The organism is Myroides sp. ZB35 (assembly GCF_001865835.1).
GTDB classification, from domain to species: Bacteria; Bacteroidota; Bacteroidia; order Flavobacteriales; family Flavobacteriaceae; genus Flavobacterium; species Flavobacterium odoratimimum.
Genome location: NZ_CP017769.1, coordinates 1,807,534 through 1,825,369 on the forward strand (window position 1 = coordinate 1,807,534; position 17,836 = coordinate 1,825,369).

Here is a 17,836-nt window from a genome sequence, read left to right on the forward strand (position 1 = left end):
TATGAAGTTTGCGATTTATGGACAGACTGCCAAACCTATAGTACAAAATATAGTACGTAGGTTATTTAACTTATTTCAAAAATACGAAAACACAGAGGTCGTATTTGAAGAAAAGTTTTACAGTCTATTGAATGAACAAGATATTCTTGATAAAGAATACCAAACGTTTGGAACGAATAATCCATTGACTAGTGAAGTGGATTTTTTTATTAGCGTGGGAGGTGATGGGACAATGCTGCGCGCCGCTAATTTTATTAAAAATACGGATATCCCGATTGTGGGAATTAATGCAGGAAGGTTAGGTTTTTTAGCTAATGTACAACACGATAATTTAGAGGAGCATATTCCTTTGTTGTTTGAAAATAAGTTTAAGAGATCAAAAAGATCTTTGTTGAGCTTAAATTGTTTACCTCAAGAAAATAATGCTTTTGATATTCAGTATGCTTTAAACGAGGTGACTGTATCAAGAAAGAATACAACCTCTATGATTACAGTAGAAACTTATTTAGATGATGAGTTTTTAGCTACTTATTGGGCAGATGGATTGATTATATCTACACCTTCAGGGTCTACTGGTTATTCATTAAGCTGTGGAGGGCCGATAATAGAACCTGAGACGGGATGTTTTGTGTTAACTCCGTTGGCACCGCATAATTTAAATGTGAGACCGTTGGTTATCCGAGATAATTTAACAATTAAGTTAAAAGTAAGTTCTAGAGAGAAACAGTTCTTAGTGTCACTTGACACGACTACAAAAGCTGTGGACAACGATACAGAATTAATTATTACTAAAGCTCCTTTCACAGTAGATTTAGTGGAGTTTCCTACTCAAAGTTTTATTAAGACATTGAGAAATAAATTACTGTGGGGAGAGGATAAGAGAAATTAAAAAAGTCAACAAACTATATACTTTTTAAGGGTTTTCTACGTTTAGAACAAAATAGCTTAACCTCATTTGGGCAATCCGTGAGAAAAAAATAGATTTTGAAAGGTCTATATTACTATATTTGTAAATTATTTTAACAGAATGAATAAAATTCTTATATCTCTATTACTGCTACTTACAACAGTTATAGCTAAAGCTCAGATTCACGAATTCGGTGTAGGGCTTGGTGGTTCTAATTATGTAGGAGATATTGGTTCTACTCAATATATAGCACCAAAGGATATGGGGTACAATGTTTTTTATCGTTGGAATAGAAGCCCTAGGCACTCTTTTAGAGTTAGTTATTCTCACCATAAAATAGGAGGAGATGATGCTAAATCTGATATGGGAAGCCGAAAAGAAAGAGGATATAGTTTTACAAATACTGTTCAACAATTGTCGGTAGGTATTGAATTTAATTTTTTTGAATTCGATTTACACCAAGAGAATTTTGGTTTTACACCATACCTTTTTGTTGGCGTATCAGGTATAAGATATAACGATATTTACTTTAGACCAAGTACACCTGTAGAAGGATTTGAGTCGACAAGTGTAGATTTAGTAAAAGGAGGTAAGAAAAATTCAATGACTATACCTTTTGCGGGTGGGTTAAAATTAAGACTTACGCCTAAGATAAATCTGAATGCTGAAGTAGCTGCACATTATACTTTCACTAATAATTTAGATGGAAGTAGTCCTACAGAAGCAAATAAAAAGTCTTATGGTTTTGGTAAAAACGGAAATGATTGGTTTTTTTACTCAGGTATATCGATAAGTTATACTTTTGGAAATAACCCATGTTATTGTGCAGATTAAATGAATTTGAAAGAACAGATTAACACAGACAACTTACCTAATCACTTAGCCATCATTATGGATGGTAACGGTAGATGGGCAAAACAAAAAGGATTTCTAAGAACGCTAGGCCATGAGAATGGTGTTAAGTCCGTGCGTACTACTATTAGCACATGCGTTACGTTAGGAATTAAGCATTTAACTTTATATGCGTTTTCTACTGAGAATTGGAATCGTCCCAAATTGGAAGTAGATATGTTAATGAAATTATTAGTGAAGTCACTAAAAAAGGAACTCCCTACTTTTACGAAAAATAATATTAAACTTAATGCTATTGGTGATTTATCTTTATTACCAGAAAAAGTACAAGCTCAATTAAGAGACGTATTGGATCAGACTAAAGACAATACTCAAATGACTTTAACATTAGCGTTGAGCTATGGTTCTAGAGCTGAACTAATAAAAGCTGTAAAAGAAATTTCATTTAAAGTTAAAAATAACTTAATTTCGGAGGCTGATATAGATGAATCAGTTATAAATAATCATCTTTACACGAGTGATCTACCTGATGTTGACCTATTAGTTAGAACAAGTGGAGAGCAACGAATAAGTAACTTTTTGTTATGGCAAATCGCTTATTCTGAGCTTTATTTTACAGAGGTACTCTGGCCGGACTTTACGGAAGAGGAACTTTATAAAGCCCTTCTTACTTATCAGAATAGAGAAAGAAGGTTTGGAAAAACAAGTGAACAAATAAAATAAAAAACGAATCTAATGTTTCAAAAAGGTACATCTCTTTTTGCACTGTTTATTGCTGGTCTAGTATACTCTCATGTGCATGCACAGGACAGTATAAAAGCTCCTTCTTTTGAAGCTCCTAAAATCTATACCTTAGGAGATATAACAGTGACAGGAAAATATAGCTTAAACCCACAAACGATAGTTACTTTTACAGGGCTTTCTAAAGGCCAAAAAATAGCTGTGCCTGGAGAAGAGCTTTCGCATGCTCTTACAAAGTTATGGAAGGTTGGTTCATTTACTGATATTAACTTCTACGAAACATCTGTTGTAAATGACACTATTAATCTAGAACTAACTTTAAATGAGCTGCCTCGTTTAAAAAGTGTAAAGATTAAAGGTTTTAAAAAGGCAAAGTCTGAAGCTCTTATCAAAGAAGCAAAACTGAATAGAGGTAAAATTGTTAATGATAACTTTCTGTCTACTACTAAGTATTTCTTACTAAATAAGTATAAGAAAGATGGTTATTATAATACAAAAGTAACGTTAAATACTATTCCAGCTGACTCGACAGGCCGAACAGTAGAACTATTAGTTGGAATAGATAAGGGGAAGAAAGTTCGTATAGAAGAGATAGCTTTTAGTGGTAATACGCAATTAAGTGATAAGAAATTGAAAAAAGCAATGAAGGAGACTAAGCAACGTAGTCCTTTCAATCCATTGCGCATTTTCAAACCTTCTAAGTTTATCAAAGCTAAATATGAAGAGGATTTAGATAAGCTTGTTAGTAAATATAAAGAGAATGGTTATAGAGATGCTCGTATAATTGCTGATACAACAAGTTATAATCCTGAAACCAATAGAATAAGTATAAATATTGATGTTACTGAGGGGAATAAGTATTACTTCGGTGATATTCGTTTTATTGGTAATACTGTTTATACAAATAGCCAATTAAAACAGGTATTGGGTATCGAAAAAGGAGATGTTTATAACGGAGTCTTACTGGATAAACGTATAGATGATAAGACTGATCCTGATGGGTATTATATATCAAATGTGTATCAGAATAATGGATATTTATTCTCTAACGTAAACCCAGTTGAGGTTAGAACAGCTAATGATACAATTGATTTCGAGGTAAGAATTGTGGAAGGACCTATCGCAAGGTTTAATAATATTACAGTTTCTGGTAATGATAATACACATGACCACGTAGTTCATAGAGATATAAGAACTCGTCCAGGGGAGATATGGAGTAAATCTTTAGTGATGGAAACAATCCGACGATTAGGAGGATTAAATATTTTTGATGCACAAGCTATTATTCCAGATGTGAAAAATGCTGATCCAAACTCTGGAACAGTTGATATCGATTGGCAAGTAACTGAAAAAGGATCAAGCCAGGTTGAGTTACAAGGAGGATACGGTGGTGGAGGATTCATCGGTACATTAGGACTATCATTTAATAACTTCTCGTTGAGAAATATATTTAATAAGAAGTCTTATAAGCCTTTCCCAATGGGAGATGGACAATCTTTATCACTACGTCTACAAGGAAGTACTTACTATCAAACCTATAGTATAAGTTTCTCTGAGCCATGGTTCGGAGGACGTAAGCCTATTAACTTCTTTGGTACAGTAGCATATAGTACACAGAATCTTTATGATTATGTAAATCGTCGTACAGATAGAAGTAGAGGATTTGATATTACAACATTGCAATTTGGTATTGCTAAACAATTAAGTGTGCCAGATGATAACTTTGTATTATCTCATACTTTGAGTTTTCAATATTATAATATGAAAAATTATAATACAGGATTATTTACATTCGGAGATGGAGACTCTCGTAACTTAGCTTATCAGATTGAATTAAGACGTGATAATCGTGGTAATGACCCGATTTTCCCAACGTTTGGTTCATTCTTTAGTGTTAGTGGTAAGTTTACTGCTCCATATTCGTTGTTTAACAATGTGGATTATAAAAATCTTGGTGATCAACAAGAATATAAATTAAGAGCAAAAGCAGGAGCGATAGATCCAGTAACTGGAGCGACTATCCCTGTAGGAACTTATTTAGATTCTAGCTATAGACCAGTTAATAATTGGGAAGATGCTACAGCAGATGTGGCTAAAGTAGACCAAAAGAAATTTAATTGGTTAGAATACTATAAATTAAAATTCAAAGGAGATTGGTATACAACTATCTATGATAAATTAGTAGTTCGTGCACTAGGAGAATTTGGATATATGGGAGCTTATAACAATAATAGAGGAGTAGTTCCGTTTGAAAGATTCTATGTAGGAGGTGATGGACTAGCGAATTATTCATTAGATGGTCGTGAGGTAATTCAGTTAAGAGGATACCAAAATCAGACATTAACTCCATATAATGATAGAGGAGAACAAATCGGAGGTACTATTTATAATAAATTTTCGTTAGAATTACGTTACCCTATTACATTAAAGCCAAGTGCATCAGTTTATGTGTTGACTTTCGCAGAAGCAGGGAACTCATTTGCATCATTTAAAGACTATAGTCCGTTTGAGTTAAAACGTTCTGCTGGTTTTGGTGTTCGTGTGTTCATGCCAATGTTCGGATTGTTAGGTATTGACTTTGGATATGGATTCGATTCTGTACCAGGTACTACTCAGAAGAGTGGATTCCAAACACATTTTATTCTTGGGCAATCGTTTTAATGTACTAGTTACATCATAAAACTTGATTTAGAATGAAAACGTATTTAACTTTATTATTTAGTATTTTTGGAATAGTATCAGTAGTGGCTCAAGGTGGTAGCGCTCGTGTAGCCTATATCGATATGGAGTATATCTTAAGTCAGACACCTGAGTACCTACAGGCTACTACCCAATTAGATGAGAGAGCGAATACGTGGAAAGGAGATGTTGATAAAAAAAAGGCTGAAATCAAAAAGCTAAAAGATAATTTAGCTGCTGAACGAATTCTTTTAACTAGAGATTTGATAGAAGAGAAAGAAGAGGAGATATCAATATTAGAGGAAGAGCTTTTTCAATATCAACAAAAAAGATTTGGAACGTCAGGTGATCTGATTACACAAAAGATCATGTTGGCCAAACCAATACAAGATCAAGTTTTTGCTGTAGTGGAAGATATTGCTGAAGCTCGTAAATTTGATTACGTTTTAGATAAAAATTCTGAAGCTACTATGGTGATTGCTACAAAAAAACACGATATTAGCGACTTAGTTTTACGTAGACTAGCTACTGCCCGTAGAAAGCAAGGTATGACTAAATCAGAAGCACAAGCTGTCGAAGAAGAAGAACAGAAAGAGGATGCAATGTCTCTAAGGCAGAGTAGACGTGAAGAGCAACAGAGACGTAAAGAAGAAGCTGAACGTATCATGCGAATTGAAGAGAAGAAGAGAAAAGAAGAGCTAGCAAACGATGTTAACTATCAGAGAGAGCAAGAACTTCAGAGAAGAAAAGAGGAACAAATCAAACAGCAGATAGAGAAGCAAGAGAAGCTGAAACAAGAAAAAGCGGATAAGATCGAAGCTCAGAAGAAGTTGATTCAAGAGCGTCAACAGCAAGCAGAGGATAAACGTCTTCAAAATGAGAAGAACAGAGAGCAGGCAACTCAAGAGCGTCTAAAAATGATGGAGGAGCAACAAGCTGAGTCAGATAGACGTAAAGCAGAAAGAGATAGACTGATACAAGAGGAGTTAGAGAGAAGAAAACAACAAGCTTTAGATCAACAGTCGAAAAAATCTTCTGTGGATATCGAGAAATTACAAGAAGAACGTAGAATAGCTCAAGAAAAAAGAGAAGCAGAGCAAAAGCGTAAGCAGGAAGAGGCGTTGAAAAGGAGACAAGAGTTAATAGATGAGTCTCTACGTAAGCAAGAAGAGCGAAGACAGCGTATCTTAAAGGAACAAGAGGACCGAAAGTTATTAATCTTGCAAAAGCAAGAAGAAGCGAGAAAGAAAGCTGAAGAAGCTAATAAAAAGTAGAATAACAATAAAATATAAATCAAAAATCGAGAAAGATGAGAAAAATGAAATCTTTATTAATTGCAGCTACAATGTTTTTCGGAGTTAGTACTACAGCGGTAATGGCTCAATCTAAAGTAGCACATATCGACGTAAGAGCTTTAATGACAGAATTACCAGCGATGAAAAATGCTAATGCTGAATTAAAGAAAATAGGTGAGGGATACGAGAAAGAAATTTCTACAATGATGTCTACTTACCAAACTAAGATTCAACAATACCAAGCAGAAGCTGCTACTGCAGGAGATGCTAAAAATGAAGAAAGAGCTAAAGAAATCGATGAATTACAACAAAGAATTCAACAATTCCAAACAACAGCTCAACAAGATTACGGTAAGAAAGAATTAGAGTTAACTCAACCTATCGTAGAAAAAGCTTTGGCAGCTATTCAGAAAGTAGGAAAATCTAAAGGATTTGACTATGTATTAGATTCTTCTAATGGTTCTGGAGTTTTATTAGCTGGAGGTGCAGACCTTTTAGCTGATGTAAAAAAAGAATTAGGAGCTAATTAATTTTAGTTTAACTAGATAATCATAATCAAAACCGCTCTTGTTAAAGAGTGGTTTTTTTTATATTTGTATATGACTAAGAACAACCCTATAGGTTTATTTGACTCTGGAATAGGAGGAACAACTATCTGGCAAGAGATTAATCTCTTGATGCCAAACGAAGATACTATCTTTATAGGTGATCAGCTTTATGCTCCTTATGGAATCAAGACAAAACAAGAAATAATAGATTTATCTCTTAAAAATGTTGAGTATTTAGTCTCTCTGAATTGTAAGATTGTAGTAGTAGCATGTAATACAGCAACGACCAATGCAATAAGCGAGATGAGAGCTAGATGTCATATTCCTATTATCGGAATCGAACCAGCTATTAAACCAGCTACTATCCTAACGAAGACTTCTAAAATAGGTATATTGGCCACTAAAGGAACAATTACAAGCGACTTCTTTACTTCTAAGGTTAAGATGTATCCTGATATAGAAATCATTGAGCAAATAGGTTATAATCTAGTTAATTTGATAGAAAATGGAGGAATTCATTCTCAAGAGATGAAGGATTTACTTCGTTCTTATTTAGAACCAATGGTAGAGAAAGGAATAGATACTCTAGTTTTAGGTTGTACACATTATCCTTATCTAATTCCTATTATAGAAACTATTATTCCTAAAGAAATAAAGATTATAGATTCTGGTAAAGCAGTTGCTAAACAAACGAAAAAAATACTTGAAGAATTAGACTTACTTACAACACGAGAAAGTAAAGGAACTAATTACTTTTTTAGTAATACAGATACCTCTATTCTTAAAACATTTGTTCCTAATAATGGGATAGTGGAGTATAGAAAATTTTAGTCTATGTAAATTAAGAAATATTGTAAAAAGAGATATACCGAGTGTATATCTCTTTTTTATTGACTGTTTTTGTTGTTAGATAATCAATGGTTTGATAAAAATGCAAGATGTTGTTGATTTTTAAATATATGTGCTGTTAATGTATGCATGCATAATTCTTTTAATTTGTTAATTGTATTGTATTAAAATGAGTTTATTTGAGTTATATTTTAATAATAATTAAAAAGTGAAAATATGAATGTTAAAAATAGGCTTAAATATTTGTAAAACTAATAGAACTGTATATATTTGAAATAAACGAATTATAAATAACAGTTAATTATGATAAGAAAAATATTATCACTGTCTCTACTTACTTTGATATCGACTTCAGCTTTTGCTGGGGGGTATAGAGTTGCAATGCAAGGAAATAAACAACTTGCAATGGGACATACGGGAGTAGCAGTCATAAGTAGTGGTGCGGAATCTTTATTCTTCAACCCTGCTGCATCTGTTTATTTGGAAGATAAGTTTAATTTTTCAGGAGGTGTTAGTGTTTTAGTCGCTGATACTAAATTTCAGAATAAAACTTATGGATGGGAGAATGAAACTCGTAATCCAGGAACACCATTCTATGCATATGGTACTTATAAGGCTACTGATTGGATGACAGTTGGTCTAGCTATCTATTCGCCATACGGTAGTAAAGTAGAATGGGATAAAGATTGGCAAGGTTCACACTTAGTTAATAATATTGATTTAAAAGCAATCTATTTTCAACCAACTGTAGCTATTAAAGTTAGTAAACACTTCAGTTTTGGAGGGGGACCTATTTTCGTAAATGGTGGAGTGACATTTAATAAAAACTTGTCTCGTAGCATGACTGATGAGCAAGGAAATAGAACGAATGTAACAGTAGAAGCTAAAAACGTTACTGCTTGGGGATGGACAGCTGGATATATGGTGAATGTAGATGATCATCTAAGATTAGGATTAAACTATCGTTCTAAAATTGTCATGGATGAAAAGAGCGGTAAGTCAAAATTCTATGATGTACCAGGATATGGTCAAGGATTGTTTAAAAATGGAAAAATTAAAGCAGAAATGCCTTTGCCAGCAGAATTAGCAGTAGGGGCATCTTATACTTGGGATAAGTGGTTATTTGCTTTTGATTATAATAGAACATTCTGGAATGCATATAAAGCATTAGAGATAGAATTTGTGGATAACCCTACAATTGGAACATCTGTAAATCCTCGTAATTATAAAGATTCAAGTACATATCGTTTAGGATTACAGTATACAATGAATGATCAGTTAACACTTAGAGCTGGTTGGTATTATGACGAAAGTCCTGTACAAGAGGGATACTTTGCCCCAGAAACGCCACGTAATGATTCTCGTGCTTATACAGGAGGGTTTAGTTATAAGTTTAAGAATGGTATAGCAATCGATATGTCATTGACTTACTTACACTTTAGTGATACAAATAGTTCTTATGATTATTTTATGGAAGATGGTCAGAATGTGTCTTTTGGAGGAACTTATAAGTCTTCTGTGATTAGTGGAGGCCTTGGTGTGAGCTATAGTTTTTAATTTAATTAAAAAGAAATCATGAAAAAAAGATATTTATTATTATTACCTGCCATTGCTTTATTAGCATCATGTGAGCCTTCTATCAAAGATGAAATAGATGGAGGAACATATTATGCAGGAGAAGCTGACTTTAGTTCGTATGTAGCTGTTGGAAACTCTCTTACTGCTGGATTTATGGACGGTACTGTTTTCAAATCAGGACAGAAGAACTCATTTCCAAATATATTAGCAACCCAATTTAAAATAGTTGGTGGTGGCGAGTTTACTCAACCATCATTTGAAGATGATATGAATGATGTCGGAGGTTTATTATTTGCAGGGCAAGCGAATCCGGGCTTTCCAACAAGAATGATTGTTAATATGATGCCTGGAGCAGATGGACAAGCTATAGGGCCTCAGAATATTGATAGAGCAGTAACTATAGAAGCAACTAAGCAACAGAAAAAAGCATATCACAATGCTGGTGTACCTGGTGCTAAGACTTTCCATTTAATAGCGCCTGGTTATGGTAATCCATCAGGGTTATTAACTACTCCTGCTACCGCTAACCCATACTTTGTACGTACGGCTACAGCTGATAATGCGACAGTATTAGGTGATGCGATGAGCCTAAAACCGACATTCTTTACGAACTGGATTGGAGCTAATGATGTATTAGCATATGCTACTTCAGGAGGAGAAGGTGTGGATCAAAATAAAGCAGGGGGAACTAATCCTGCTATGTATGGTTCAAATGATATTACTCATGCAGGAGTGTTTAAGCAAGTATACGAGCAAATTACAAATACACTAACTTCTGAAGGTGCAAAAGGTATAGTAGCTACTATTCCTGATGTGACCGCTATTCCATTTTTCACTACAGTACCTTATAATCCATTATCTCCTAAACTTATCGGTGAAGGGAATATAGATCAACTAAATAGTCTAATAGGATTATTAAAGCAAATTTTAGCAAAAGGAGGTCAAGGGGATAGACTTCAGTTGATATCTAAAACTTCAGCTAACCCACTTTTGATTCAAGATAAAACTTTGGCAGATATGTCTGCTTTATTAGAAGGAGGGTTAACACAAGTAGTAGGGGCAGGTTTGTTTCCTGTAAAATTAACACCTGAGCAAATCAAGTTTATCGCGATGTCTTATGGACAAGCTAGACATGCTACTGCAAAAGACTTAATGCTGTTAACAAGTAAGGCACAGATTGGAGCTTCATTACCTCAATCAACGGGAAATCCTACAATGGATGCTATGCTGAAAAAAGGAGTTAGTTTCCCTATCAGTGATTCTTTTGTACTTAACCCTACAGAACAAGCAAATATCAAAGACGCTACAGTTCAATTTAATAGTATTATTAAAGCAACAGCTACTAGTAAAGGATTAGCTGTAGCTGATATGAATGATATCTTAAATAAAGCAGTTTCTGGACTTAGAGTAGAAGATGGTCAAATCTATACAGCTAATTATTTCCAAGGAATGGGGAATTTAAATACCGTTATGTTTTCATTAGATGGAGTACATTTAAATGGAAGAGGATATGCATTTATAGCTTCAGAGATTTTAAGATCTATTAATAAACATTATAAGGCTAGTATACCATTAGTTAATCCTGCTGTATACCCTGGGCCAACATTAATGGTTGGTAATAAGTAAAATTCTTTTTAATTTTAAACAAAAAATTAAATATGGGATTTATCATTAGATTATTAATTACTACTGGTTTAGTTGTTTTATTAGCAAATATTTTACCAGGAGTTTTTGTAGAGAGTTTTACTACTGGACTATGGGTGGCAGTAGCGCTAGGGATATTAAATATGTTTTTAAGACCTATTTTAGTGTTTATGACATTACCTGCGACTATTGTTACTATGGGATTGTTCTTACTTGTAATTAACGCAGTTATCATACAGTTAGCAGCCTATTTTGTCAATGGATTTACGGTAAGTGGATTTTGGACTGCATTACTATTTAGTGTTGTCTTGACATTTTGTCAATCTGTAGTAAATGGGTTTTTACAAAAAGATGAGCCTAGAAGAGGATAAAAAAATTAATAGTTGAAATACAATTACTTAAAAAGTTGTTTGGGTTGTAAAAATAATATATTTTTGCAACCCAATTTTATATGTAAATACATCAAAAATGAATATTACAAGAAATAATGTAGATGCTCTTAATGCAATCGTAACTATTGAGCTTGCAAAAGAAGATTACCAAGGTAATGTAGATAACGTTTTATCTAACTACAAAAAGAACGCAAACGTTCCTGGATTTAGAAAAGGTGCAGTTCCAATGAGTTTAATCGTAAAACAATATGGTAAAGCTGTATTGTTCGAAGAAGTAAACAAAATTTTGCAAGAAAAATTAAGTAACTATCTTGTAGAAGAAAAATTAGATATTTTAGGAAATCCATTACCAGTAGCTAATGATATTAACTGGGATGCAGATGTATTAAAATTTGATTTTGAATTAGGATTAGCTCCTGAGTTTTCTTTAGACTTAGAAGGTAAAAATAAAATCAAGAAGTTCAAAGTTGTAGCTGATGACGCTATGCTTGACGAGCAAGTTGAGTTTATTCAAAAACAATACGGAAAAATGATCTCTAAAGAGGTAGTAGAAGAAACATCAGAAATGGTAGGTACTTTCGCTAACGAAGAAGAGGGAATCAATAATGAAGTTAAGATTGCTGTAAGCGATATCAGAACTAAAACGAACCAAAAGAAATTTATTGGTAAAAAAGTAGGTGACCAAGTTACTGTAAGTACTAAAGGTTTATTCGAAGATGACCATAAATTAATGGAAGTTTTAGCTGTTGATCATGATAAAGTTCACGGATTAGAAATTGATGTAGTATTTACTATCAACGAAATCAATGAAACAGAGAAAGCTGAATTAAACCAAGAGTTATTCGATAAATTGTTTGGAGAAGGAGTTGTTACTTCTGTTGAGCAATTAAAAGAAAAAATCAAAGAAGATGCTGAAAAGCAATTTGCTAGTCAAGCAGATCAAAAATTCTTAAATGATGTTTACGAACATTTATTAGAAAATACTTCATTTGAATTACCAGCTGCTTTCTTAACTAAATGGTTAATGGATGCAGGTGAGACTCCAATGACTGCTGAAGAAGCTGCTGCTGAGTACACAAAATCAGAAAAAGGTTTACGTTACCAGTTAGTAGAAGGAAAAGTAATGTCTCAATATGACTTACAATTAAACTTCGAAGAAATTAAAGAATATACTACTAAGTTGATTAAAGATCAAATGGCTCAGTTTGGACAAATGGATCCTGAAGCTAAAGTAGTTGAAGATATTGTTGCTAGAGTAATGACTAACCAAGATGAAGTTAGACGTATTTCTGAGCAAGTAATGAATGAAAAAGTATTAGCTTTATTTAATGATAAAGTAAAAGCTGAAGTAAAAGAAGTATCTTACAAAGATTTCGTTAAGGAAATGTACGGAGAATAATATCCGGAAAAAAATAAGTATATTTGAGCGTCTTTCTGTTAAAGAGAGGCGCTTATTTTTTTATATAGTATTTAAAATAAATTGAAGAAGAATATGGATTTTGGTAAAGAGTTTCAAAAATTTGCTACAAAGCACCAAGGAATAAATAGTATGTACTACGATAAAATCGTTAGTAGTATGACTCCTTACATTATAGAAGAAAGACAGATGAACGTTGCTTCTATGGATGTGTTCTCACGATTAATGATGGATAGAATTATCTTTATGGGAACAGCTATTGATGATTATGTAGCGAATATTATACAGGCGCAGTTATTATTCTTAGAAAGTGTAGATAACGAGAAAGACATTAGTATCTATGTGAACTCTCCTGGAGGAGGTGTTTATGCTGGATTAGGTATCTATGATACAATGCAGTTAATCAAACCTGATGTAGCAACGATTTGTACAGGTATGGCAGCATCAATGGGAGCTGTGTTATTATGTGCTGGAGCTGCAGGAAAACGTTCTGCATTACCACATTCACGAGTGATGATTCACCAACCATTAGGAGGAGCACAAGGACAGGCTTCTGATATCGAAATTACAGCTCGTGAGATATTAAAATTAAAAGATGAATTATACGAAATCATCTCTAAGCACTCTGGACAATCTATGGAGAAAGTACATCATGATAGTGATCGTGACTACTGGATGATTGCACAAGAGGCTAAAGAATATGGAATGATTGATGAGGTTTTAATTAGAAAATAATTTATGGCTAAAGAAGAAATGTCATGTTCATTCTGTGGGCGTGCTAAATCTGATACAAATATTCTAATTGCTGGTATAGATGCTCATATTTGTGACCGTTGTGTAGAGCAAGCTTATGGTATAGTATTAGAAGAACAACAGTCAAAACATTTAAGTGATTTGTCAAGTGATTTATTACTTAAGAAACCAATGGAAATAAGAGCATTCTTAGATGAGTATGTCATAGGACAAGATCAAACTAAGAAAGTAATGTCTGTAGCTGTTTATAATCACTATAAACGTCTTCTGCAAGAAATGAATGGAGATGATCAAGATATCGAAATCGAAAAGAGTAATATCTTGATGGTGGGACAGACAGGTACAGGTAAAACATTAGTAGCAAAAACAATTGCTAGAATGTTGAATGTACCATTAGCTATTGTAGATGCGACAGTATTAACAGAGGCTGGTTATGTAGGAGAAGACGTAGAAGGTATTCTTACTAAACTTTTACAAGCTGCAGATTACGATGTAGAAAAAGCAGAACGTGGTATCATCTTTATAGATGAGATAGATAAAATCGCGCGTAAGAGTGATAACCCATCTATAACACGTGATGTGTCAGGAGAAGGAGTTCAGCAGGCTTTATTAAAGCTTCTAGAAGGAAGTATAGTAAATGTACCACCTAAAGGAGGAAGAAAGCATCCAGATCAGAAGTTTATTGAAGTAAACACAAAGAATATTCTTTTCGTAGCAGGAGGAGCTTTTGACGGAATTGAAAGACTTATTTCTAAACGATTAAATATGCAAGCTGTAGGATATAAGTCTACAGTAGAAGGAGATCAAGTAGATCGTACTAACCTAATGCAGTATATTATTCCAAAGGACATTAAGGACTATGGATTAATCCCTGAGATTATTGGAAGGTTGCCTGTATTAACGCATATGGATCCATTAGATAAGACGACATTGCGTGCAATTCTTACGGAACCTAAAAATGCTCTAATAAAACAATATGAAAAGCTATTCGAAATGGATGGTATTAAGTTCTCTATTACTGATGAGGCATTAGATTATATTGTGGATAAAGCACTAGAGTATAAGTTAGGTGCTAGAGGATTGAGATCGTTATGTGAGGCTATTCTAACAGACGCTATGTACGAGTTACCTAGCCAAGATGGAGTAAAAGAGTTAAATGTAGATAAAGACTACACGGCTCAGGCATTAAATAAAAACTTATTGCAACGATTAGAAGTTGCATCATAATAAAAAAGCAGGAAAGATCTTCCTGCTTTTTTTATTGAGTAAATTGTTTTCTCAATTTCATATATTTCTTAAGTTGGTTGGATGTTATTCTGTTCTGATTAATTAATAGATTTAATTTATTATCTAATACATTAATATCTAACATGAGATCAGAGTATCTTTTTAAGGCCTCTTTATTACCATATAGCGCTTTCGGGTATATTTCTGAGTAGATAGAAGCATGTTGACTGTAAATAGTCAGTATAGAGTCTATTTCTACTTGGTAAGCTTTATCTTCTTCTGTAGGCTCCATTACTGTATATCGCCCTTCATTACAACCAGAAAAAAGAAGAAAGAAAGAGATAACTAATAGATAAACATATTTTTGCATAATACAGCATGATTTATGGAAGGTAAAAGTACTGGCTATAAATGACAGTGTATTACGGAAAACCTCATTTAGTGAATATTTATGTCAAAAATATTTATGAATACTAGAGTTTACTTCAGTATTTGGCTAATGGAGGAGAGTCCGGGTTTAAATAATCCCCATATCTTTTACAATACCAATAAGGTGTGTTGTGTTTTTAGCATTAAAAGAAACTCTTAAACGGCTTATTCTCTTTTCGATACTACTTGTACTTGCTATCGATAAATTATCTTCTTTAAACTTATGGCTCATTTCACTTTGAGAGTACCCTTCTGCTAGTAGACGGAGAATAGTTAAATCTTCCTCTTGAAGTACTAGTGTGACAGGATTATCTTTTACATCCTTGATATCTGGTGATAGATAAGGTTTTTCCTCTTGTTGGATATAGGTGATAGCCGCTAGTAGTTCTTTAATACTATTTCTCCCTTTGCTGATATAAGCATTGACTTTTAAAGCATCTATTAATTCACTTACTTCTATAAATCTGTTTTCTATAGAATAGACAATGATTTTAAGATTGTCATCTTGTTCACGTATTAATTTGATTAAGTCTGCTCCTCCCTTTAGTTTAGTTTCTCTATAGTCTTCTTGAAAAGACAAGTCAGAGATGATTAAATCAAACGGTGAGTTATTGTTCTTAGCACCTTGAATTTTTAGCCAAGCATCATCACAGTATTTAGTACTGTATACTTCGACCTGCGGAATGTTGTCACTTAGGGCTTGTACAATACCAATATTGATACTATCATAATCCTCGACAACTAATATCTTTTTAAACATAATTTTTTTTCGGTAATTGGATATTATACTTTACACCCAGTTTATTAGTAGAATCAAATATAAATGTTCCTTCAATATTAGTAATACGGTTTTCCACATTTGAAAGCCCATTTTTTGATTTAATATCTTCCTGTAAGATTCCTACGCCGTTATCAGAATAGAATATTTTAAAGTATTTTTTATCTTCACTGAATTTGAATACTACTATAGTGGCCATACTATGTTTCTTCATATTGACTAATAATTCTTGTATTACTCGATAGATGGTTATCTTTTGATTCTTATCAAGTAGAGAAAAATCAAAGTTGTCAAGTCCTGAGATGATAATCTGGCAGTTGGCAGTAGTGTATTCATTGAATAAATTAGTCAAATGGGTAACAAAGGTTTCATCCGTTGCAATAGAGCTATGTTGCAGAGAAATATTTCTTGCTTTTTTATAGATAGACTCCAAATCAGATAGTAAATGATTCTTTGTTTCTGGAGTTTCAAGATTAAAGTTCTGTGTATACGTTAATGCATTGAATACATCATTCGCTAATTCGTCGTGTATCTTTTTAGCAATTTTAGTTTCTGTTAAGTAAGACTGTTGAATCTTATCTATTCTATGACGATGTTTTATTCTTCTGTAAATAAAAGATGTAATCACTCCACCTGCTAATAAACAAAGGAGGCTTATATAAAGAGCATTTTTACTTCTAGCAGATACTAGTTCACTGTGTTGTAAATCAAGTTTTAGCTTAATGTTCTCTTGTTCATGTTGTTCAAAGTCATAACGTATTTTAGCGAATTGATTCTTCGCTTGCTGAGTCTCAGTGGCGATTTCTTTAGAAAGGTCTATATAATCGGCATAATACTTAGAGGGACTTTCTGTACTAGACTTGATGAGGTATTCAAGAGCTTGTAGTTTGTCTTTTTTATTTTTATTAGTTGTGGTAATTTCATAAGCTTTTAAGGCATAGTTGTGTGCAGAGTGATAATTATTGTTTAAGGTATAATATTCTGCTAGGTTGATATAGCTTCTATAGATGTCATTTTGATTGATATCGTTTAGTCTTATAGCTAAGGCTTCTTCTAATTCTTTTAATCCTTGTGATTTGTCTTGTAAGTAAAGAGCTTTTCCTAAGTTATTAAGTACTCGTGCTTGCTCTAACGGCATTTCTTTAAATACATTAGAAGAAAGAATGTCTTGTAGAATATCAATTGCTTTAGTGTATTCTTTTAAACTAATATAATTAGATGCGATATTGTTTAAAATAATATTTTTAGAATCAGGTGAATTGGTGAATTTTAATGAGTTATCAAAATATTTTATAGAGTTTGAATAATCTTCTAATTCAGCGTTACAGATTCCTAATGTATTATAAATATATGTTTTAAAAGATTCGTCTTTATTTTTGATATCAAATAGTTCTTGAGTAATTAATTCTTGAGCACTATTTGGGTCACCAATAATTAAATATATTGTAGTTATGCGTAGATTGTTGTAAGTAATGCTTTCTTTTTTCTTTGCTAAACTAAAATGATTGTTGGATGTTAAATAAGATTTGAAAGCATTATTTAATTGATTTTTAGTATATAAACTATCTCCAAGATGCTGATGATAGTATCCTAAAGTTATATTATCATTACTCTTAACATCATTGTTTTTTTTAAAACATGATGTTAAGAGTAATGTAATTATTACTAGTAAAGCAATATTCGAAGAATAAAAAGTAAGAATTTGTCTTTTCATTCTTCGAATTTAGTACTATTTATTCAATAAATT

At 32.9% G+C, this 17,836-nt stretch carries 16 protein-coding genes; 13 read left to right on the top strand and 3 right to left on the bottom strand.

Annotated features, from left to right (window positions below):
* The first annotated feature begins 1 nt into the window (after position 1).
* From BK054_RS08175 to clpX, 13 genes are all read left to right on the top strand, one after another.
* Positions 2-889 carry an NAD kinase gene (locus BK054_RS08175; protein WP_006262819.1) on the top strand — a complete coding sequence of 296 codons (888 nt, stop codon included), beginning with the start codon at positions 2-4 and terminating at the stop codon, positions 887-889.
* Positions 890-1,027: 138 nt separating this feature from the next.
* The gene (locus BK054_RS08180) at positions 1,028-1,741 is read left to right on the top strand and encodes a DUF6089 family protein (RefSeq protein WP_016650181.1); all 714 of its coding nucleotides are present in this window, start codon (positions 1,028-1,030) and stop codon (positions 1,739-1,741) included.
* The gene (locus tag BK054_RS08185; protein WP_006257324.1) at positions 1,742-2,482 is read left to right on the top strand and encodes an isoprenyl transferase; all 741 of its coding nucleotides are present in this window, start codon (positions 1,742-1,744) and stop codon (positions 2,480-2,482) included.
* Between the two features lie 12 nt (positions 2,483-2,494).
* Positions 2,495-5,161 carry an outer membrane protein assembly factor gene (locus tag BK054_RS08190; protein WP_006257323.1) on the top strand — a complete coding sequence of 889 codons (2,667 nt, stop codon included), beginning with the start codon at positions 2,495-2,497 and terminating at the stop codon, positions 5,159-5,161.
* 32 nt (positions 5,162-5,193) lie between these two features.
* Entirely contained in the window at positions 5,194-6,453 is a 1,260-nt protein-coding gene (locus BK054_RS08195; protein ID WP_058699276.1) for an OmpH family outer membrane protein, read from the top strand.
* 35 nt (positions 6,454-6,488) lie between these two features.
* Positions 6,489-7,004: an OmpH family outer membrane protein gene (locus tag BK054_RS08200; RefSeq protein ID WP_006257321.1), complete on the top strand. Its 516-nt coding sequence runs from the start codon at positions 6,489-6,491 to the stop codon at positions 7,002-7,004.
* 69 nt (positions 7,005-7,073) lie between these two features.
* On the top strand, positions 7,074-7,853 hold the full coding sequence (murI, locus tag BK054_RS08205) for a glutamate racemase (protein ID WP_058699277.1): 780 nt from the start codon (positions 7,074-7,076) through the stop codon (positions 7,851-7,853).
* Positions 7,854-8,174: 321 nt separating this feature from the next.
* Positions 8,175-9,428 carry an OmpP1/FadL family transporter gene (locus BK054_RS08210; RefSeq protein WP_025125372.1) on the top strand — a complete coding sequence of 418 codons (1,254 nt, stop codon included), beginning with the start codon at positions 8,175-8,177 and terminating at the stop codon, positions 9,426-9,428.
* 18 nt (positions 9,429-9,446) lie between these two features.
* Positions 9,447-11,075 (top strand): hypothetical protein, encoded by a 1,629-nt coding sequence (locus BK054_RS08215; RefSeq protein WP_058699278.1) that lies wholly within the window; start codon positions 9,447-9,449, stop codon positions 11,073-11,075.
* A 32-nt stretch (positions 11,076-11,107) separates the two neighbouring features.
* On the top strand, positions 11,108-11,464 hold the full coding sequence (locus BK054_RS08220; protein WP_006257317.1) for a phage holin family protein: 357 nt from the start codon (positions 11,108-11,110) through the stop codon (positions 11,462-11,464).
* A 97-nt stretch (positions 11,465-11,561) separates the two neighbouring features.
* A complete protein-coding gene (gene tig / locus BK054_RS08225; RefSeq protein ID WP_006257316.1) occupies positions 11,562-12,884 on the top strand; it encodes a trigger factor in 1,323 nt (440 codons plus the stop codon).
* A gap of 93 nt (positions 12,885-12,977) precedes the next feature.
* On the top strand, positions 12,978-13,637 hold the full coding sequence (gene clpP, locus BK054_RS08230; RefSeq protein WP_006257315.1) for an ATP-dependent Clp endopeptidase proteolytic subunit ClpP: 660 nt from the start codon (positions 12,978-12,980) through the stop codon (positions 13,635-13,637).
* A 3-nt stretch (positions 13,638-13,640) separates the two neighbouring features.
* Positions 13,641-14,882 (top strand): ATP-dependent Clp protease ATP-binding subunit ClpX, encoded by a 1,242-nt coding sequence (gene clpX / locus BK054_RS08235; protein WP_006257314.1) that lies wholly within the window; start codon positions 13,641-13,643, stop codon positions 14,880-14,882.
* Positions 14,883-14,913: 31 nt separating this feature from the next.
* Here clpX and BK054_RS08240 read toward each other — a convergent pair whose 3' ends face one another.
* The 3 genes from BK054_RS08240 to BK054_RS08250 form a co-directional block, all read right to left on the bottom strand.
* Positions 14,914-15,252 (bottom strand): hypothetical protein, encoded by a 339-nt coding sequence (locus BK054_RS08240; protein WP_006260559.1) that lies wholly within the window; start codon positions 15,250-15,252, stop codon positions 14,914-14,916.
* Between the two features lie 147 nt (positions 15,253-15,399).
* Complete coding sequence (locus BK054_RS08245; RefSeq protein WP_071307202.1) at positions 15,400-16,071, bottom strand: response regulator; 672 nt, start codon at positions 16,069-16,071, stop codon at positions 15,400-15,402.
* Positions 16,064-17,803: a tetratricopeptide repeat-containing sensor histidine kinase gene (locus tag BK054_RS08250; RefSeq protein ID WP_058699279.1), complete on the bottom strand. Its 1,740-nt coding sequence runs from the start codon at positions 17,801-17,803 to the stop codon at positions 16,064-16,066. Before BK054_RS08250 ends, BK054_RS08245 begins: the two co-directional genes overlap by 8 nt.
* Positions 17,804-17,836: the final 33 nt, after the last annotated feature.